The organism is Levilactobacillus tangyuanensis (assembly GCF_003946545.1).
GTDB lineage: Bacteria > Bacillota > Bacilli > Lactobacillales > Lactobacillaceae > Levilactobacillus > Levilactobacillus tangyuanensis.
This window is the reverse complement of the sequence record NZ_RHOA01000001.1, coordinates 97,925-116,903: the sequence shown is the minus strand read 5'-3', so window position 1 is coordinate 116,903 and position 18,979 is coordinate 97,925. Positions and strand designations below refer to the sequence as shown.

The window sequence follows — 18,979 nt, the reverse complement described above, 5'->3', positions numbered from 1 at the left end:
GTTTTTAATCCAGCCAATTACTATACTTAAGTAAACCGCCAAAGGAGACCTCCATATGATTGATTGGTACGCCGACTTACCCGATATTAAGCCAAAATATTTAGCCATCACTCAACTTATCCGCCACTTGATTCAGGAAGATAAGCTCTTACCCGGCCAACGACTGCCGGCAGAGCGGGAATTGGCCGAGGCCCTAAAGGTGGACCGATCGACCGTTAGCCGGGCCTTGCTGGAACTGGCCTCCGTCGGTCTGGTCGTCAAGCGTACCGGTAGTGGCACCTTCGTGTCCTCGCTGCCGCAACTGGACAGTGCCGCCAACAAGGTCAACTGGACGACGTTTCTCGAGACGACCGCCTCAAATAACTATCAGGCCTACCAGGGCCAGCTTCTTCAGGCTCGAGCGCTCGATAACGGCCAATTAATCGATGGCGCCGTGAACGAATTGCCCATGGACCTGATTCCCAAGCTAGGATCTCTCCAGATGGACTGGCAGAACTTTTTGCTCGCGCAGCACCAGGAGCAGGATGCCGGCTATCTGCCACTCATTCAAACCATCAGTAATGTCCACAAGGCCCGCAACCAATTCAAATTAACCCGCCAATCCCTGATCATCGCGGGCGGGGCCCAACAATCCCTCCTATTAATTCTACGAAGCCTGCTCCAGGTCGGCGATGCCGTGGCCTACGCCCAGCCCTCGTATTTCAACGCCAGTGCTATCTTCCAGGCGGTCGGGGTCCGCACCTACACCGTACCGCTTAAGCACGGGAAACTTGATCTGGCGGTCCTAGAGGACCTCATCTTGAAGCATCGGATCAAACTTCTCCTATTGAATCCGACCTTTCAAAACCCAACTGGTGAGATCGTCAGTCTCCGTCAACGACAAAAGATTTTGACCCTTTGCCAGCAATACCAGGTGCCCATCATCGAGGATGACGTGTTCGGCTGGCTGGTCAACAAGGCCGACGAGGTGCCCACCTTTAAATCCTTGGCACCGGCTAACGTCATCTACATCAGTTCCCTGTCCAAGCTCCTGGGTTCCAGCACGCGGATTGGCTGGATCGTGGCCCCACAGGCCATCGGTCAGCGTTTATTACAGGTCCAAAAGAAACTGGACATCGTGCCCAGCATGCTCGCCCAGGTCATGGCCAACCTGGCGCTGACCAACCCCTCCTTTAACTCCGAGATTCACAAATTAACCCTGGAACTCACCGCTCGCCGCGAGGCCGTCGCCAAGATCTTCCACGAGGTTCGTCCCGACTGGCAGTTTGCTAGCCCGAACGGCGGCCTGTTCTTCTGGATCACCCAACGCGACCAGGAAATCTTTAATCACCTGCTCGCCAACCATATTCTCGTGAAGCCTGGGCCAATCTACGGTGCCGATCGGCAAACGTTCCGCTTTAATTTCGCGGCAATGGACGCCACTAAACAACGGCAACTTGAAACCCAATTACGTCAATTGAAGCCATAAAAAAGCCGACCGTGAGCAGATTCTCACGGTCGGCTTTTGCCCACACTTACTTCAAGATTTCACAGAATTCAATGGTTTCATGATTAGGCCCCAGGATGTTAAAGAACCGAATCCCCTTGTCCCAGAATGATGGGATTGATTGGATTTCATCATTAACCATGTTCAAGCCTTGCGCCTTGGCGGCAGCAAAGGCCTTGTCAACGTCGGTGGTGTTCAGAGAAATATGGTTGATCGCACCGGCAGTTGGGTTGGTGGCGTCACCTTCCCAGGTTTCAATCGTCAAGTTGCCTAACCGCATGAAGGCACAACGGTTGTCGCCGTTAGGAAATAGGCCGGCCCGTTCGAAGCCTAAGCTTTCGTAGAAGGCCATCGTTGCATCCAAATCCGCCGTAGGAATCCCTACGTGTTGAATCCCGGTAATAAAATCACTTACAGACATTTTTACTGGCTCCTTTTTATGTTTACGGGCCTGGCGCCTTGCCGGTTGCTCCGGGAGGGCTGGAACGCCATGGGCACAGCTTTGAGCCGCAAGCCACGTCTCAAAGACTGACCTTTCTCTAACCCGAGTAAATCACTCGGCTAAGAGAAATTTCATGGCTGAGCCCTCCCAGAGCCGCCCTCACGGCTCTGAACACTCGTAACGTCATTAATTTCTTACTGAATAGTTCTGACAACAATATCAGCCTGAAAGGGAAGTCAAATATGGGCTCAGCCGTGGCACTGCCTTAGCCGAGCGTTATTCTCGGATTAGGCAGAACCGGATTATGGGACCGGTCTGTGGCCCATAACCGCGTTCACCGCGTTCCAGCCCATATTTGACGACCGGCAAGGCGGACAGGCTCGCAGACCTGAACCTCCCGGCTGCCAGAATCAAAACCTATTTGCCGACATCGACTGCTTGGTGCTTCAGCCGAGGGAAGATCACCCGGTCGGCAATCCCCGTGATACCCCCTTGAGCAAGGAAGGCAAAGACCGTTCCCAACCCAAAGTTGCTGAATTGACGGGTGATGATGATGGCAACAATCGCCATCACAGTTGGTGGAATGTAAGAGAACCACATCGCCAGGGCCGCATTCCCATGGCAGTAGCGGAACCGCAGAATTTGCATCAGATCATCGGCTGGATGTAAGACCAGGTTAACCCGTTGATAAATGGAAATGGCCACCGCGATGAAGGCTACCCCTAAGAAGTTTAGGAAAATATATAGGATAATCATGCCCAAACTGTGCGCATCCGGTAATCCCCCAAAAATTGCCGGATACTTGCCATCGAAGAAGTCTTCGAACACCTGAATCAAAGCGGAGAACGGCACCATGAAAATCATGTTGCCGGCAATCCGTTTCCAATCCCAGTGATGAATCAAGACCGCGTTCAGAACTGAGGTCAGGAACCCCATAATCAAGAAGGCCCAGAACAAATTCCAATGAAATGCCGTTCCGAGGTTAGCTTCAGCAGCTGACCAGTAAGCGGCCCCCAAGAATGAGGGGTGAATCTTGGCGCTGGTCACCAGGGTCAAGACATTCCCCGCCGAGTTAATCACGAGCGATAAGGCAAAGTAACCAATCGCCTTAGACATTGAAATCGTTCGCTGACTCGTTTCTGCCTTTGGTGCGTCAGCATTCAAATTACTTGCTGGTTCAACTCTCACAATCCTCAACCACCTTTACTTAGTCGGAAACTTTAACAACAGCCTTGCTGACATGTGCAACTTTACCCGTCAAAACATCTTCAACTTGTTCCAGGCTGACTTCATGACTGATCAGGGATTCAACGTCCAATTGACCGCTAGCTAACAATGCAATGGCATCTTCGAAAGCGTATGGGTTGATGAAGGCCCCTTGGATCTTTAATTGCTTTTGGTAAACTTCGTAAGTGTTCATTGAGAAGGTTTGGTCTGGCTTCCCAACACCAAACATCAGAACTTGGGCGCCCTTACGAGTAGCTTCAACGGCTTGTTCTTGGGTTTGTGGTAAACCAACGGCCTCGATAACCACGTCGTAGTCGGCAGGAATGCTCTCGCGAGTCGTGTTGTAGGTGTTCGTAACGCCAAAGTGTTCCTTGTTGAAGGCTAACTTTTCATCGGAAATCCCGGCAAAGTCAACTTGGTGAACACCCTGAGCTTGTAACAGTTGAACGAAGAGTTGGCCCATGAAGCCATCACCGATAACCAAGGCTTTTTGATAAGGGGTCAAGTCTAATAACTTAATTCCGTGAACGGCACATGAGATGGGTTCCGTCGTTGCAGCTGACTTCAATGACACGCTGTCTGGAATTGGGTAGACCACGGATGAAGGCGCCGTGAAGGATTCTGCTAAGCCACCATCGCGGGTAACCCCAACGGCAGACAGGTTGTCACAGAGTTCTGGACGGTCAGTCCGGCAGTACTTGCATTGGCCACAGTAGATGTTAGGGTCAACGGTCACACGGTCGCCAACCTTAACGTTGGTGACGTCGCTACCGATAGCGGCAACGATCCCGGAGTTTTCATGACCTAAGATAATTGGAGGAACGGCGTTGGCAGAGCCTGGAAGGCCGGCATATAAGGCACGGTCGGTCCCACAAATCCCAGCGTAAGCGGTGTTAACCAAGACTTCGTTAGACTTAACCTCTGGGGTAGCAACGTTCTGAATCTCCATCTTTTCTTTTCCAGTTAAAACTAAGGCTTTCATAAATTAAATCTCCCTCTCTTACTTGTTATATTCAATCAAGGCCATCGCGAAATCGCCGACGGTTGCCGAACCGTTATCCTTAACGGCTGGCATGACAATGTAGTCATCCAGGTTGCCGACTTCAACATAGTCATTTAACAACTTGGCGAACTCGGCGCGAACCTTCACGAGGAAGGCTTCGCTAACCACGCCACCGCCAAAGACAATCTTGTCTGGCCGCAACATCAAGGTTTCTTGCAAGGCCGCTTGGGCAACGTAGTACGCCATGATGTCCCAGACATGATCCGTCAGTGGAACATCCTTGCCGGGCTTACCCAGCCGGGCATCAAACGTTGGGCCACTAACCAGGCCTTCCAGGCAATCCCCATGGAAGGGGCAAATGCCCTTGAAGTCCAGGTCGTCTGGGTGGCGCTTCAACCGCACGTGTCCCATTTCAGGATGCCCCATGCTGCCAATGAAGTTGCCATTAACAATGGCCCCAGCACCGACCCCAGTCCCAATGGTGAAGTAGACCAGTGATCCAACATTTTCGTTAAACAGCGTCGACATCACGTATTCACCGTATGCCGAGCCATTCACGTCGGTTGTCCAAAACATGGGGACGTCTAAGTCTTGCTTCAGCCGACCAACGAAATCGGTATTGGACCAACCCGGCTTAGGTGTATTGGTGATAAAACCGTACTTTGGCGAATTACGCCGCAGTTCAATGGGTCCAAAGGACGAAATGGCAATGGCCTTCACGTCCGGAAACTTTTTAAAATAAGCAATGGTTTTACTCAGAGTTTCCTCTGGTGTTGTGGTTGGAATGTATTCTTCGTCGAGCACCCGATAATCTTCGTTACCGACTGCACAAACAAATTTTGTTCCACCAGCTTCAATGCTTCCGAGTTGCATACTCGTTACCTCCATCTGTTGGCCGGGGTTCGACCCGCGGCATCTGTTTGACGATCTCGGTTCAGTCATCTTGAAAACGTTTAAAGTATAGCATCGCTTCTCTGCAAAATAAGGGGTTTTTACCCCCTGATTTTTTCAGAAAACAGCGCAAAATCCAGGTGTCATCCGAATACAATCGATTTCATTTTTCGTGAAATTCATCACTTATTCACTATTTTTGGTCCAAAATGGGGCGTTTTGTAAACGCTTACAACGGATTTTCATGACTCATTTTCACGTTCCTTGCCCGAAATTCTGGAATGTGCTAAGCTATTGGGACTGAAAGCCAACTGAAGAAAAAGTTCTCTAGGGTTCCGCCGCAAGGGTCAGGTCCAAGAGAGAACCTGCGACGTCATGTCGTGGCCACGGAGGGATAAAAGCCCGGGAGATTTTGTCGATAACGACAGAATTTCCCGGGCTTTTTGGCGTTTCAGGATAAGAAATATTGAATGAACACTTCTAATAGGCTAAGAGAGCAGCCAGTTGGACAAAACACTAACCGTCAAATAAATTGCTGCCAGACCAGTGTCTGACCGCCAATTTATGCCTGACTTTACGATTTTGAACCCAGTACTCAACGACTAGTCAGCAGCCGGCAGTTGGCCGGGGCTCAGCGGTGGGACCCCCTTAGTTAAGTGTTTTCCACGGCTTAGGGGGAACCGACACTAGAGACCGCCCTTTGGCTCTAGGTCGTGTTCACGGCGTTCCAGCCCTTAAAGGCCAACTGCCGGCGAGCCAGCTTAGCCTAACTTGTTTTTAGAACTAGAAGATAACCACGTAAGGAGGAAACAAAATGTTCAAACATTGGTTAAACGTCTTGTTAGGCGCCATTTTCGAGGTCACTTGGGTGGTCGGCTTCAAACACGCTGACTCCCTTCTCGCCTGGATGGTCACGGCCATCGCGGTCTACTTAAGCTTTTACTTTCTGATACGGGCCGGCCGGGTCATCCCCACCGGGACCGCCTACGCCGTCTTTGTCGGCCTGGGAACCCTCGGGACCACAACCGTTGGGATACTAGTCTTCAACGAGCCGGTCAACCTGATCAAAATTGGCTTAATCTGCCTACTCGTCGTCGGTATCGTGGGGCTTCAACTCACAACGAAAGGAGCTGACTAATCATGGCCTGGATTTGGTTAATTCTCGCTGGACTAAGCGAAATGCTCGGCGTGACCTTCATGAACCTGGCTCTTCATCGGCATCGTTGGTGGCCATGGGCAATGATGATTGGTGCCTTTGGGCTCAGCTTCGGCGGCCTAGAACTGGCCTTACGAACGCTCCCCATGGGAACCGCTTATGCCATCTGGACCGGTATCGGAGCCGCCGGTGGTGTCATAACCGGCATGTTGTTCTTCAACGAATCGCGCAGTTGGCGCAAGCTGGTCTGGGTTGTCGTCATCTTAGGCGCCACCATCGGACTTAAGCTGGTCGGCTAGGTCCAAACAAAAAGGGAACCATCGTCACGCATGATCGACGATGATTCCCTTACTCAAAATTCAGTTAACTTTGAACCCTTGATTCACATCGTTAACTCGGACGGCGATTTAGCGGCATCCCCGGTCGCCATCAGTTGTCGTAACTCCTCCAAATGGGGGACGCTCGCATAGCTATACCAATGTCACATGGCCACTCACATGGTGGCTTTAATATGACTGGTTTTATTCCAACTACACGTTCAATCTATCATATAGACCAATCTTTTTCAAGCCGTTCATCAAAAGCCCTTAGCTGACCTTTTCCAATGAAATCATCTCGCCGTTAACGCTAACCCCATACGTTGGGATCGGCCCGCTAATGACGGTAACATTGGTGGTCGTCGTCGTCAGTGAGATTTCCAAGACACTTTCGGCAATCTTCATCCGATACGTCAGTTCGGAAATTTCCTGTGGCAGATGATTATTGAAGTGGACCACTTCGTCCTGAACATAGAAGCCGGAGAAGCCCGCCACTAAGGCCAGCCAACTGCCCCCAAGATTCGCCAAATGGAGCCCATCGGCCGTGTTCTTTTGCAGGTTGACTAGATCCATCCGCGCCGTATCCATGAAGTAACGGTAGGCCTTTTCCGGATCGTCCATCCGTGCCGCTAAAATGCTAAAGATCGACCGCGACAGGGAAGAATCATGGGTGGTCACCCCTTCATAATAGCGATACTCTCGTTTCAATTGGTCGAGACTCAGATCCTCCGGAAACAGGTAGTCTGCCAATAAGGTATCGGCCTGCTTGGAAACCTGGTAGCGATAAATGGTCAATGGATGGTAGTGCAGCAAGAGCGGAAAGTTCTCCGGCGTTGACTTGGATAGTGGCCAACGCGGCTTGCTCAGGAAGCTATCATCCTGCTCGTTGATCCGGAGTTCCCGACTGTATGGCAGGTAAACGTGATCGGCCAGATTGCTAAAGACATCCAGATCGGCCTCGGTGAGGCCAAACGGTTCCAGACCATCGGGATCATCGGCTAGAATTTCATGGGCCAGGCTAACCACCAGGTTAAAGTTATGCTTAGCCAAGCGGTTCGTGTAGTAATTGTTGTTGACCAGCGCCGTGTATTCATCGGGTCCGGTCACGGTGTGGAATTCGAACCGCGAGGCCGTGTCCACCTGATTCCAAGACCCGAAGTTTTCCCAGAAACGGGCCGTTTCCAGCACCATTTCAAACCCACACTGAATGATAAAGTCCAGGTCACGGGTAATCTCGAAATACCGGCCCACCGCGTAGGCGATGTCGGCATCGATATGGTACTGGGCCGTCCCGGCTGGGAAGTATGGCGAGGCTTCTTCACCATTGATCGTCCGCCAGGCAAACAGCGCCCCATTGTCGATTCCCAACGCCCGGGCCCGCATCCGCGCCTGTGGCAGGGTTTGGTACCGATAAAACAGGAGTTGGCGAGCCATCGGTTGGTTAGTGTAAATGAAGTACGGTAACATATACATTTCCGTGTCCCAGAAGTAATGGCCCTCGTAGCCGGAGCCACTCAGTCCCTTAGCCGCGATGTTGGTTCGGCCATCTCGACCGGCCGCCTGGTTCAGTTGAAAGACGTTGTAGTGAATGGCCAGATTCAGCTCGTCATTGCCGGAAACGGTCACCTCACTACGTTCCCAAACATCATCCCAGAAGTCCCGACTGTCCTTTTGTAAGGCCACCCATGAGTTAACCAGGAACGTGGCGGCGGGATCAATCGTATTCTGTTCACCGACATCCCCAACGTACACTTCGTATTCGAGCACGTGCGGCCGGCCATCGCCGAGATCGACCGACTGGCGCAGCAGACTGCAATTTGGCGTCAGACTGCCGAGGTACATGGTCACGGACTCCTGTGTCCGCCGCGTCTTCACATGATAACGCTGGAGATCCTGAGTGATAAAATCACTCTCACACTCGGGTAGCCCGGCGATCCGCGACTTCCGTGGGTCGACCGATTTTAATTCCTCGGCCTCGGCCGGCACGGCAATCGACTTACTGACAACGAGTAGACCATGATAATTCCCAGGTGTAATCGTGTAGCTGACGGCCCAAAAGTTCCGCTGGCCCTGGCCAATCACGGACTGGACGCCAAGGTAAATGCTCTCGCCCTGCATGGTCTCCAAGGAATACTTTTCGGTTAAGAGTCCCGAAGTCAAATCCAGGTTGGCCGTTGTCCGCCGGCTCTTGGTGAACCGGTGGCCGTGTTCCGTTAAAATGGTCAGATGCCGCAGATCGGGCAGATTCAAAATGGTCTGATGATGCTGCGCGTAGCCAATCCCCGCTTCACCGTATGTGATGGGGGAAGTTTCATAGAAACCGTTGATTAGCGTGCCGGTGATGGGATTACCGGTGATGGGGTCATTGGCCCGCACCCCAAAATGCCCATTGGCTAGGGAAAAAACGGTTTCCAGGTACTCGGCGTCATGACTCGCCACGTCCCGTAATGTTAAATGATAATTCTTGATAGTCACATTAATCCCCCCATAGTTCGCTGCTATTTTAAATCAATCGTGCCCCCATTGCCAGGGCATCTTCCACCGCCGGAACGTTCCCGGTGAAGTTCAGGAAGGCATGACTGATCCCGCCATAGCGAATATAGTTACCGGTTCCCGTTGCCCGCCCGATTTGTTGAATAAAGGCTTCGTCTTGGAGTCGGAACGGGTCGTATTCGCCGACCAGTACCGTCACATTCTTAAATACCCGTGGGTCTGCTAACAATGGCGATAGTAGCGGTGAGGTCAGGTCGAACGGTTGATCGGCCACGTAATACCCACTCATAATCGTATCCAGTTGTTCAAAAAGTTGGTAGCTACGATGCAGCGCATCTCGTTGACTGGGAATCACGTCAATCCGACTGTCATCCCACAGTGGCCCCTCGAGATCGGAGCCCTGAATCAACGTTGGGTAGAACAGCAGGTGGCTATCGATCGTGCAAATCCCCATCGACTTGCAGAGTTGGCTGACGGCCAAGGCAATCGATCCCCCGGCAGAGTCGCCACCCAAGGATAGGTGGTGATAGTTGGGCGCCATCGCGGCAACGACGGCGAGCCCATCCAGAATTCCCGCTGGATAGGGTTGTTCCGGGGCCAAGGCGTAATCCACGTTGTAGACCACACAATTGGCTTGTTCCGCCACAAACTTCAGGGCCAACAGGACATCTTCCGGCGTGCCACCATAATAGGCGCCACCGTGAAAGTAGATGAGGGCCTTTTCCGCCGTCAAATGGTCCATCCGGGCAATCCGAATCACCCGTACCCGGCGATTCATCGCCACAATTTGTTGCATTTCAATTTTCATCGGCGTGGACGTCAAATCCTTTTGCCCCGCCGTTTCGGTTCCTTGCCGCAGACTGAAAAGATCCGTTGGTAATTGGGGATCTTCTTCAATTTCGGCCACCGTATCCCAAACTAATGGTTCAAAGGTATGCTCTGGATCGCGGTCCTTAATCCATTGTTTGATGCCATCTACCTTAGTCGTGACTGGCATGTGTTGCAACCGTTTCAACTCATCGGCATACCCCAAAGATTGCTTGGTTGTCGTGTCATTCAACATGTCAATTACCCCTCTCTTTAGTATTTGTTAGCGACATTAGCGGTTCAAGCCACTAACGCCGTTCGACCAGCAACTCACATTGTTACTCCCCAAAGTTGTGGTCGGCTGACGCTAATCAGCTTTCACTGTCTTGTCATCGTCCGCTGCCACAGCAGCCACTTTTTCCGGCGCTTGGGCCGCCTTGTCCGCGGCAACCGCATCTTCATCCAACTTGTAGAAGTGCAGGATGACTACAATCGCTAATGCCAAGATAATTGGTAACCAGATAAAGCTGGTACTAATGGCGGTAACGGCCTTCGGCGCTTGAATCTTGGCTGCGGCTTTGAAACCACCCCAGGAAAGAATCCAGCCGGACAACGCACCCCCAAAGCCCATGCCAAGCTTAGCCCCAACCATTGGTACTGAGGATAAGATTCCGGGTTCGTCGATATGCATTTCAGTCCGGGCGTATTCTACCGTGTCGGCAATCATGACGAAGGCAATCGAGAAGGCCGCCCCCATGGCAATCGTGGCGATAATGTTACCGGCGAAGAGAAAGACCAGGTTCTTGGTCATCATCCCTACAGGCATGATGGCTTCACCAATCGCAAACGTAATCATGGCCAATTCCATCACGTTACGATGCTTCATAATCTTGCTCAGGAATGGCACGGATAAGTTCCCGATGACGGCAACGATCACCAGGCCATTGAACAGGCCAATCATGTCCGTCCGCCGGTAAACATAGGTCAGGTAGTAGACGGCCGTTTGCATCCGAATAACCCAGAACGTTTGTAACAGGATAAAGCTGACACTCAAGATGACCCATGGTTTATTCTTAACGGCCCCCTTCAACGATTCCTTCACGGACAAATGGCCCTTGATATTGGCATCGTCGTCTGCCGCTGCATCGGCGGCAACGGAATTGGTTTCGTGAAGGTTCATGAAGGCGCCGAAGAAGAGCACGATGATCGCAACCCCAATGATCATGCCCCAAATTGACCAGCCACGTTCGGCATTCTTACCACCTAGGAACGCCACCATTGGCAAGGAGATGGCCCCGATAACCGCCGTCCCAATGTTCGTCATGACCATCCGGGCACTGGCGAGGTTGGTCCGTTCGTCAGGGTCAGAGGTCAGACTTGGTAGAATGGCCGTGATTGGGGTATTAGCCCCAGAATAGACTAAGCTAAATAGTGTGTAAATAATGGCGACCCATACCAATTGAACCGTCTTATTGCCACCAAAGGCGGGATTAAAGAACAGTAGCATGGTTAAAATCCCAAGGGGAATCCCGAACCAAATAAAGTATGGCCGTGACTTCCCAAATTTCGAATGGGTGTGGTCGATTAAGAACCCGTAAACCACCCCGTCAAAGGCATCGATGAACCGAACCACCAGGAACAGCGTCCCCACGAAGGCCGGGGAGATGCCCATGACCGTCGTGTAATAGAACAACAGATACAGACCCACAATTTGCCAAATTAAGTTACCGGCCATGTCGGTCGCCCCATAGAAGAATCTTTGTTTCCATACTTGTAACTTGTTCATAACAAAAACCTCCCCCAAATTCTGACTATTATCCGCTCATTACGTAACCGCTTACATATATAGTATAAGTAATTGTCATGCCCGCCAACATCCACGGACTTTCCGAAAGAGTTACCCTTTTTATCCTCCTCCAACGTTCAGGCTCGTTAACAAGTCAGTTAGCCTAACCTGTTATCGTGTCCATCATAACCCGATACCTATTAGGATAAGTGATGAGGCCCCTCCATTTGTTACCCAACCTAACTCACCCGAGCAGGTAATCATTCATCTGAACAACGATGAGGGGAATCAATCAGGTCACCCATTCAGTTCTACCACTTATTGTGACTGTAGGAACGCCTTTAATAAGGACAATTCATACTCAGAGTGCGCTATACTAGAAGAAATTCAGTCAGAAAGCAGGTCTGCTAATCATGGCAAATTACATTAAAGAAATTCGTGCGCTCGTTGGCCACAAGCCCTTAATTCTTAACGCTGCGGCGGGAATTGTTGCTAACGATCAACACGAGGTCCTACTGAACCTTCGAACGGATACCCATAACTGGAGCCTCCCTGGGGGTTACCTCGAATATGGCGAGACTTTTGATGCCGCCATGATTCGTGAATATAAGGAAGACGCTGGCCTAGATGTCGAAATCGTGAAGCCACTCGGTATCTTTGACCAAGGCTTCACTGAGTATCCCAACGGCGACGTCACCCAAGTGATTTCTCGACTGTACCTGGTTAAACCCATTGGCGGCCACACCTTAGAATCGTCCACCGATGAGACACTGGATCTGAAATACTTCCCACTGGATGACCTACCACCGCTGTTGAACCAACAAACGACCGACATGTTGGCCGCCGTTCAACGATACTTCAACGAAAACAATTAGGTTCTCTATCCTTTCGACCCGCAGGGTCAAGAACCAAACCATGGCCCGCAGGGTCAAAGACCAGATCTGGGTCAAAGCCTAAGCTGTGAAGGCTGGCGTTCCCTGCGGGACCCTTGATGGGCCGGAACGCGGTGAACACGATCTAGAGCCAAAGAGCGGTCTCTAGAATCGGTTCCACCTAAGCCGAGGAGCCCACTCGCCTAAGGTGGTCCCACAGCTGGGCCCCGGGTTCCTTCGGTCACTGAGATCCAGGAAAAATGGCCAATCGCTTAGCCCACAAACCAGGCACAACGACTAAACATGACTTATCCTAATCGGACTAGCGAGTACCAGTTTCTTCTATAGAGAAGAGCTGGTACTTTTTATCTGTCCGACATTATTCATCCTGCGGCCACTCACGGTCGCCCTGACTTCACGTCAGCATGGGAACCCACTAAAAACTAAGTCCCATCCAACTCTCTACACCCAACCACCCAATTTTCAAGATTCCCCGACACCGTGACCCAGCACAGTAGCCATCAAGCCGACGTCGGCTCAATGGCCAATATTAGTGAGCGGAGGCGCACGGGGCTCAGCCGTGGAACTGCCTTAGGGGAGTGGGCTGCTCCGCTTAAGCAGAACTGACCTTCAAGACCGCCCTTTGGCTTGAAGTCATGTTCACCGCGTTCCAGCCCGCAAGGGCACCGCAGCGAACGACCGTCTTTCTCCTACGAAGCCCACGGCCAGAGTTAACAAGTAAAGATGCCCAACGATAGCGCAGGACGACTAAACGGACAGTCGGAGTGGCAACCGATCCTACCATGCTCACCTTTTGTCAAATAATCAGTTAAAAATTGTTAGGCCACTTATCGAGTATTAGCGTATAATGATGGCATAGTTAAAACTTAATACTGAGGTAGAGTGCTGGGTGTCAATCTGTTTTACGATTGTCATTAACCATCATACATAATTAAGCGTCATCTAATCAGACTAGCTTCAGCCGCCGACAGTTTGTTTAGGCTGTGCGGCCGAAGCTTTTTTACGTCCACCTCACCTCGAGGAGTGAATCTTATGAAAGAATGTCCCAATTGTCACCAGCCCGTGACCCCTGGAAGTGCGTTCTGTGATCACTGTGGCTACGACCTTCGACAGGCCCAGCCTACAGCGGTGACCGACTCGACTCCTGAAACGGCCGAACCCCACCGTCGTCGTAACGGGAAGGGAAAGCGCCGGGGTTTATTAAAGTCCCGCAAGAAAAAGACCGGCAAGCCCGCGAAAAAAGGCCGCTGGTTCAAGCGCGTCATCTGGAGCATCATCGCCATTGCCGGGGTGATTGTCCTGGTCCTTGCCCTGTCCTTTTACAACAAGCAGGCCGGCAAGGATAAGCAAATCGATAACATGGCCGACATGATCACCGGCAATCAGAGTGATGACCTGGCTAAGGTCTTACTGAGCGACAATCCCAGCTTAAAAATTGATGGGGATACCGTTCAGCCCTTCCTGACCTACGCACGGACGCATCCGAAATACGTCGACAGCATGAAGGCCAGTCTCAAACAATCCGGCGAAACCACGGATCAAACCTTTAAGCTGGTTACCGACGGTCATAATTTCCTGATCTTCCCAATCTACAAGCTGCGGGTCACCACGATGCATCCAACGGTGGCCACCAATGTGGATAACGCCACGATCGTTGCCAATGGCGACGACCTCGTGACCTCGAAGAGTGACCACTATGTCTACAAGGCCGGTCCGCTCTTCCCTGGACACTACAAATTTAAACTGACGGGCAGCCGTTCAACGGCATCTCAGTCCGTCAACTTGATTTCTAGTGGCGACAACGACCGCCAGATTGACCTGATTGCCAAGTCACTCAAAGCCGAGAAGTCCACCACCAATAACAACAACGATGATAGCAACACCACGGATAACTCTAATAACAATAGCCAAGTCCAACAACAAACCGGTAATAATCCCAAGGCGTCGGATTACACCGACCAAGACGATGTCGATAGCGATCAGCAGGATGCCATCGATTCCGTGTCTGATGAATTCGATTACCCCGAGGATGACTTTGACTTCAAGGTCTCCGAGCCGTACACCGACGTTTACCAAGTGAAAGTCTACGACAATGCGAACGATCATTCGCTCTTCGGCACGTACCGTTACGATGACATTCACGACGTTTACTCCGAATATAATACCGACACGGGCAAATTTGACCCGGCATAATAGAAAGGAACTTGACCTATGAAGCAAAATATCTACCGCATCTGTTCCAAATGTGGCCACCAAAACACGGCGGATGCCAACTTCTGTCTCCAATGTGGGACGACCTTAACCACCGACGATGATTATATCTTCACGCCTTACGCCGCCGACAAGAGTTTTCCCCTCTTCGACCTGGAACTGACGCCCGAAGAACTCGCGGAAACGAAGAATTTCATGATCACGAAATCTGACATCATCCCCACCGGCTACCGCAGTGCAGGGCTGGTCTTCGCCGAAAGTAGCGTCTCCGCGCAATCCGGTATGAAACCCGTCTGGGAAGACCTCATGAAGCGCCTCTATGGCCTCATGTTGGCCAAGCATTATGCCGGCGTTGCTCGCGTCAGCATTGAATCCCAGTCCGCTAAGCCAGGTCAGCTTTTCTTGACCGGCGAAGCCTTTGTTCCTAATAATCAGCTATAATCCTTGGAGGAATCTACATGCACTTATCCCATTTCGCCGCGCCCGCTGATAATCAGCCCGGCGGCCAAAGCCATTTTTGCCCTAATTGTGGGCATTCATTATCAGCTAGCGACACCTTTTGCCCTAACTGTGGGTACCAATTAGACGAGAGCCAATCCGCTCCCGCCCAACCAACCACCCCAGCCCCAGCGGCCACCACCCAAACAACGACTACCAAGCCTTCCCTGCGCGAACGCTTACGAGGCGGCAAGAATCAATCGCCCGCTTCGAAGAAGAACCGGCGCAAGTGGACCAGCATTGGTGTGGTCGTCTTGCTCCTGATCATCTTCTTTGCCTGGGGCTTCCATCACTATTCTCGGCAGGTCACCTTGGATCGGTCCATCACGGACATCCAAAAGGGGCAGAACATGACCAACGACTTCACCAGTTCCAGTCCCGACCTCAAGATTACCAAGAGTTCGCTCCTGCCAATCAACCGGTACTACAGCGCCCATGCTGGCGACCTCAGCAGCCTAAAGGACCAATTGGCCGCCTCCGGCCGTAGCGACAACGGCAACTTTAGCTTCCGGACGAACGGACGCCACATGCTGTTCTTCCCGAAGTACCAAATCATTGTGAGTCCCGTGTACCCAACCGTCACGACCAACCACACCGGTAACAAGATCACCCTGGACCACAAGCAAATCGCCACGGCAACGTCCGACAACTACTCCAAGCGGTTGAGTGCGCTGGCTCCTGGCCAATATCATTTGCAGGCCAGTGGCAAGGTCGGTAAGCATAACCTGGTCAACAGTGGCGACTATCACATCACCAGCAGCAAGTCTTATGACCTGGACTTGACCACGATTTCCGCCAACCTGAACACCGTGCCCGGCTCCGACATTTACCTGAACGGTAAGAAGATCGGGACGGTCGACAATTCCGGGACCTACCGGTTGAAGGACGAGCCTTGGTCTTCCGACATGTCCGTCTCCGCGCACTACACCTCAAGTGCCGGCAAGGCCGTGTCCAATTCCGTTCAACTACAAAAGAACGACGATGGCAACAACATCGACCTGAAGTACCCGAACTTGATCAGTAATAGCGATGCCGACGACTTCTATTCCAACCTGTTTGAAACGGTTCAGGCCGTCGCAAACGGTAACGATGACGAAACCGACGACAACGGGGACGACATGTCCGACTTCTTCTCCGAAGGGTCCAGTGGCAACTTCTATAACCAACTCCAAAAGATGGCGTCCGGTTATGAAGATGACGATGACATCTACGGTACCGACATGACGACCTCCATTGCGGCCATTAAGCCCGGTCCTAATGGCACCAGTGTGGTCACCTTCGACGTTGAGTATGACTTCGAACTCGAAGACACCCACCACATCCAAACGTTGCGGTACACCGCCAACATGAAGGATACCAGCCATGACAGTTCCGCTAACCTGAATTACGAGATTACCAGCGTGTCCGGCTCCACCACGATTAAGGATACTCATCGTGATGAAGACGATGACTACTAAAATCCATTAAAAATAGCGTTCCGACAATTAAATTGTCGGGACGCTATTTTGTTAGGCGTGAATCGCATTCTTGGTGCTGCCCGTGGTTAATAAATCATTGAAATTATCGTAACTGATGCTGATCATGTCTTCCAGGGCGGGTTCCGTGTAGGACCCAATGTGGGGCGTGATCAGGACGCGCGGATTGGCGGCCAGGAGGTCGCGGACCGGCGCACTGGGAACGTCGCCCACGTCAGCGAAGTGTTTGCCAAGAATCGCGGCTTCGTCCACAATGACGTCGGCACCGTAGCCACTCAGATGACCACTGTCGATGCCAGCTAGGATTGCCGGAATGTTGGCCAATTCACCACGGGCCGTGTTGACCAGGACCGCGCCGTCCTTCATGCGGCCAACAAAGTCGGCATCGACCAGGTCTTCATTCTTCCCTGGGAAATAGGGGACGTGAATGGAGACAATGTCGCTGGTGGCCAGCAGCGTTGGCAGATCGACTAATTCCAGGGCTTCCTTCGCGGCTGGCGAAGGATACGGGTCATAGGCCAAGACGTCCGCACCGAGGCCTTGATACAGCTTGGCTTCGGTGAAGCCGATCCGACCAACCCCCACGATACCCACGGTTGAGCGATGAATCTCGTGACTAAACATCCCGTCGGTCACCCGAAAGTCGCCGCGCCGCGTGCCATCAATTGCCAAGTTAACGTGACGAAACAGCGTCATCCCCAGGGTGAAGGCCAGTTCGGCCACCGCGTATGGCGAATAACCTGGGACCCGAGCCACCGCAATATCCAGGTCTGCGGCGGCAGCCAGATCGATATGGTTATAGCCGACGGTTCTGGTAAGGACGTACTTGATGCCCCAGCCGGAAAACTTTTCCAGGTTGTCGCGATCCACGAGGCAATTGCCCCGTACCAGCACGGCATCCGCATCCTTCGCCAGGTCGGCGTTGTCATGCGTTAATAAATCTTCGATATAAATCAGGTCATAATTATATTTATTCAAACGGTCAAAGTAGGGACGTTCAAGTGGTCGAACGCCATAGGCTGCAATTTTAACCATAGGTTGTCACTCCTTTTCTTATTTCAACATGCCTAAGCTATTAATAACTTCCATGACGGCAATCCAGATTGGCATCATCACCACGGCCGAAATGGTTGAGATGAACGACGCATTCGAGGCCATGACGGCATCCCGGTCGAAGCTAATGGCATAGGCGGAAACCACCGCCGCCGTTGGTGTTGCCATCATGACAACGATGGTAGCGACCGCAATGTAGTTCAAGGATAACAAGCCGGTCATGTCCAGGAGAATCAGGAGTACCAGGTTAATCAGGGGCACGATAATGACCTTGTTAAGAGAATAATACCATGGCGTCTTGTCGGCCGCAGCATCCTTAATCGAAATGGACCCCAGCGTGGTCCCAATGGCTAACCAAGCGAGTGGTGAAGCCAAATTGGCCAGGTAGCTCAGTGGCTTGTACAGCCAGAGTGCCGTTTGGTCAATCCGGTAGAAGGCCACCGAGGCCATCTTGGCCGTTTCAACCCCGTTGACCGCCACGGGCACGGTGACTTGGGGAACCAGGTGTTGGCCAAGCCACATGAACAGGCCTAGGAAGGTCGCAATGACGATGGGATTCAGGAACATCTTCTTAATGTTCTTGCCTTCCATCTTCAGGCCAGACATCTTGATGTAGGCGTAAGAATACAGGAAGATCCGATAGCCAATGTTGAAGATGGAACTGTACATAACCCCTTTGACCCCATAGACCGCGCCAACAATGGGAATCCCAAAGAACGTGGTGGACCCAAAGGTGGTCAGAATCGCCAAGACTTCGCGTTCACCCTTCACGTAACGTTGGTACATGAACGGCGTGACGAAAATGAGGAGAATGTAAATCACAATCCCCCAGATTAACACGCCCATGCCTTGTTGAAAGGCATCCCCGTTCATGGGTTGCATGAACGAGTTGAATGCCAAGGCAGGGATGGCCACGGTTAAGGCGACGTTGGTTAAAATCTTACCAACATTATCGCCCAAAATCCCTTTACGCCGCAAGAAGAAACCTAACAGAATGATAAAGATCGTAGACGTAATTGAACTCATAATGGCTGCATTGGAAAAAGTTGCACTGATAGCTTTCAATATTTCCATCACGATCACCTCCGTATTTAACCTCCTGGATCTTTGGCTATTATCGGTCCTTTACGCGATGAGTATTCAAATGATGAAATTGTAAGTTATCTGTCTAATTGTAACTGGCATTGATAAGGGGAAACAAAAAGAAGCGACTCTCACGAGTCGCTTCTTTGGATTAAAGC

General features: G+C 51.6%; 16 protein-coding genes and 1 riboswitch. Of the genes, 7 read left to right on the top strand and 9 right to left on the bottom strand.

Features of this window, described 5'->3' with window-relative positions; genetic code table 11:
• The first annotated feature begins 55 nt into the window (after positions 1–55).
• Positions 56–1,468: an aminotransferase-like domain-containing protein gene (locus EKM96_RS00540; RefSeq protein ID WP_125638318.1), complete on the top strand. Its 1,413-nt coding sequence runs from the start codon at positions 56–58 to the stop codon at positions 1,466–1,468.
• Positions 1,469–1,514: 46 nt separating this feature from the next.
• Here the strand turns inward: EKM96_RS00540 and EKM96_RS00535 are convergent, their stop codons facing one another.
• From EKM96_RS00535 to scrK, 4 genes are all read right to left on the bottom strand, one after another.
• Positions 1,515–1,907: a VOC family protein gene (locus EKM96_RS00535; protein WP_125638316.1), complete on the bottom strand. Its 393-nt coding sequence runs from the start codon at positions 1,905–1,907 to the stop codon at positions 1,515–1,517.
• 438 nt (positions 1,908–2,345) lie between these two features.
• A complete protein-coding gene (locus EKM96_RS00530) occupies positions 2,346–3,044 on the bottom strand; it encodes a fructose permease (protein ID WP_164510950.1) in 699 nt (232 codons plus the stop codon).
• 91 nt (positions 3,045–3,135) lie between these two features.
• Positions 3,136–4,137: a zinc-dependent alcohol dehydrogenase family protein gene (locus EKM96_RS00525; protein ID WP_125638312.1), complete on the bottom strand. Its 1,002-nt coding sequence runs from the start codon at positions 4,135–4,137 to the stop codon at positions 3,136–3,138.
• A gap of 18 nt (positions 4,138–4,155) precedes the next feature.
• Entirely contained in the window at positions 4,156–5,031 is an 876-nt protein-coding gene (scrK, locus tag EKM96_RS00520) for a fructokinase ScrK (RefSeq protein ID WP_125638310.1), read from the bottom strand.
• Between the two features lie 334 nt (positions 5,032–5,365).
• Positions 5,366–5,460: riboswitch (guanidine-I (ykkC/yxkD leader) on the top strand.
• A gap of 403 nt (positions 5,461–5,863) precedes the next feature.
• Here scrK and EKM96_RS00515 point away from each other — a divergent pair.
• Together EKM96_RS00515 and EKM96_RS00510 are read left to right on the top strand one after the other, a co-directional pair.
• Positions 5,864–6,187, top strand: coding sequence for a DMT family transporter (locus EKM96_RS00515; protein ID WP_125638308.1), 324 nt, complete (start codon positions 5,864–5,866; stop codon positions 6,185–6,187).
• Positions 6,188–6,189: 2 nt separating this feature from the next.
• Positions 6,190–6,504: a DMT family transporter gene (locus EKM96_RS00510; RefSeq protein WP_125638306.1), complete on the top strand. Its 315-nt coding sequence runs from the start codon at positions 6,190–6,192 to the stop codon at positions 6,502–6,504.
• A gap of 288 nt (positions 6,505–6,792) precedes the next feature.
• Here EKM96_RS00510 and EKM96_RS00505 read toward each other — a convergent pair whose 3' ends face one another.
• The 3 genes from EKM96_RS00505 to EKM96_RS00495 all read right to left on the bottom strand — a co-directional run bounded on the left by EKM96_RS00505 (position 6,793) and on the right by EKM96_RS00495 (position 11,608).
• Positions 6,793–8,997: a glycoside hydrolase family 65 protein gene (locus EKM96_RS00505; RefSeq protein WP_125638305.1), complete on the bottom strand. Its 2,205-nt coding sequence runs from the start codon at positions 8,995–8,997 to the stop codon at positions 6,793–6,795.
• Positions 8,998–9,025: 28 nt separating this feature from the next.
• Positions 9,026–10,078, bottom strand: coding sequence for an alpha/beta hydrolase fold domain-containing protein (locus EKM96_RS00500; RefSeq protein ID WP_125638303.1), 1,053 nt, complete (start codon positions 10,076–10,078; stop codon positions 9,026–9,028).
• A gap of 111 nt (positions 10,079–10,189) precedes the next feature.
• Entirely contained in the window at positions 10,190–11,608 is a 1,419-nt protein-coding gene (locus tag EKM96_RS00495) for an MFS transporter (protein WP_125638301.1), read from the bottom strand.
• Between the two features lie 413 nt (positions 11,609–12,021).
• Between EKM96_RS00495 and EKM96_RS00490 the strand changes: the two genes are divergently transcribed.
• The 4 genes from EKM96_RS00490 to EKM96_RS00475 all read left to right on the top strand — a co-directional run bounded on the left by EKM96_RS00490 (position 12,022) and on the right by EKM96_RS00475 (position 16,667).
• The gene (locus EKM96_RS00490) at positions 12,022–12,483 is read left to right on the top strand and encodes an NUDIX hydrolase (protein ID WP_125638299.1); all 462 of its coding nucleotides are present in this window, start codon (positions 12,022–12,024) and stop codon (positions 12,481–12,483) included.
• Positions 12,484–13,533: 1,050 nt separating this feature from the next.
• A complete protein-coding gene (locus tag EKM96_RS00485) occupies positions 13,534–14,694 on the top strand; it encodes a TcaA second domain-containing protein (RefSeq protein ID WP_125638297.1) in 1,161 nt (386 codons plus the stop codon).
• Positions 14,695–14,712: 18 nt separating this feature from the next.
• On the top strand, positions 14,713–15,153 hold the full coding sequence (locus EKM96_RS00480; protein ID WP_125638295.1) for a zinc ribbon domain-containing protein: 441 nt from the start codon (positions 14,713–14,715) through the stop codon (positions 15,151–15,153).
• 17 nt (positions 15,154–15,170) lie between these two features.
• Positions 15,171–16,667, top strand: a complete 1,497-nt coding sequence (locus tag EKM96_RS00475; protein ID WP_125638293.1) for a zinc ribbon domain-containing protein — start codon at positions 15,171–15,173, stop codon at positions 16,665–16,667.
• A gap of 51 nt (positions 16,668–16,718) precedes the next feature.
• Here EKM96_RS00475 and EKM96_RS00470 read toward each other — a convergent pair whose 3' ends face one another.
• Complete coding sequence (locus EKM96_RS00470) at positions 16,719–17,720, bottom strand: NAD(P)-dependent oxidoreductase (protein WP_125638291.1); 1,002 nt, start codon at positions 17,718–17,720, stop codon at positions 16,719–16,721.
• 18 nt (positions 17,721–17,738) lie between these two features.
• Positions 17,739–18,812, bottom strand: a complete 1,074-nt coding sequence (locus EKM96_RS00465; protein ID WP_125638289.1) for an AEC family transporter — start codon at positions 18,810–18,812, stop codon at positions 17,739–17,741.
• Positions 18,813–18,979: the final 167 nt, after the last annotated feature.

Coding starts and splice junctions, on each gene's coding strand:
- EKM96_RS00480 (WP_125638295.1), top strand. CDS start 14,713: ATGAAGCAAAATATCTACCGCATCTGTTCCAAATGTGGCCACCAAAAC.
- scrK (WP_125638310.1), bottom strand. CDS start 5,031: ATGCAACTCGGAAGCATTGAAGCTGGTGGAACAAAATTTGTTTGTGCA.
- EKM96_RS00530 (WP_164510950.1), bottom strand. CDS start 3,044: ATGTCTAAGGCGATTGGTTACTTTGCCTTATCGCTCGTGATTAACTCG.
- EKM96_RS00510 (WP_125638306.1), top strand. CDS start 6,190: ATGGCCTGGATTTGGTTAATTCTCGCTGGACTAAGCGAAATGCTCGGC.
- EKM96_RS00535 (WP_125638316.1), bottom strand. CDS start 1,907: ATGTCTGTAAGTGATTTTATTACCGGGATTCAACACGTAGGGATTCCT.
- EKM96_RS00540 (WP_125638318.1), top strand. CDS start 56: ATGATTGATTGGTACGCCGACTTACCCGATATTAAGCCAAAATATTTA.
- EKM96_RS00525 (WP_125638312.1), bottom strand. CDS start 4,137: ATGAAAGCCTTAGTTTTAACTGGAAAAGAAAAGATGGAGATTCAGAAC.
- EKM96_RS00470 (WP_125638291.1), bottom strand. CDS start 17,720: ATGGTTAAAATTGCAGCCTATGGCGTTCGACCACTTGAACGTCCCTAC.
- EKM96_RS00465 (WP_125638289.1), bottom strand. CDS start 18,812: ATGGAAATATTGAAAGCTATCAGTGCAACTTTTTCCAATGCAGCCATT.
- EKM96_RS00485 (WP_125638297.1), top strand. CDS start 13,534: ATGAAAGAATGTCCCAATTGTCACCAGCCCGTGACCCCTGGAAGTGCG.
- EKM96_RS00490 (WP_125638299.1), top strand. CDS start 12,022: ATGGCAAATTACATTAAAGAAATTCGTGCGCTCGTTGGCCACAAGCCC.
- EKM96_RS00515 (WP_125638308.1), top strand. CDS start 5,864: ATGTTCAAACATTGGTTAAACGTCTTGTTAGGCGCCATTTTCGAGGTC.
- EKM96_RS00495 (WP_125638301.1), bottom strand. CDS start 11,608: ATGAACAAGTTACAAGTATGGAAACAAAGATTCTTCTATGGGGCGACC.
- EKM96_RS00475 (WP_125638293.1), top strand. CDS start 15,171: ATGCACTTATCCCATTTCGCCGCGCCCGCTGATAATCAGCCCGGCGGC.
- EKM96_RS00500 (WP_125638303.1), bottom strand. CDS start 10,078: ATGTTGAATGACACGACAACCAAGCAATCTTTGGGGTATGCCGATGAG.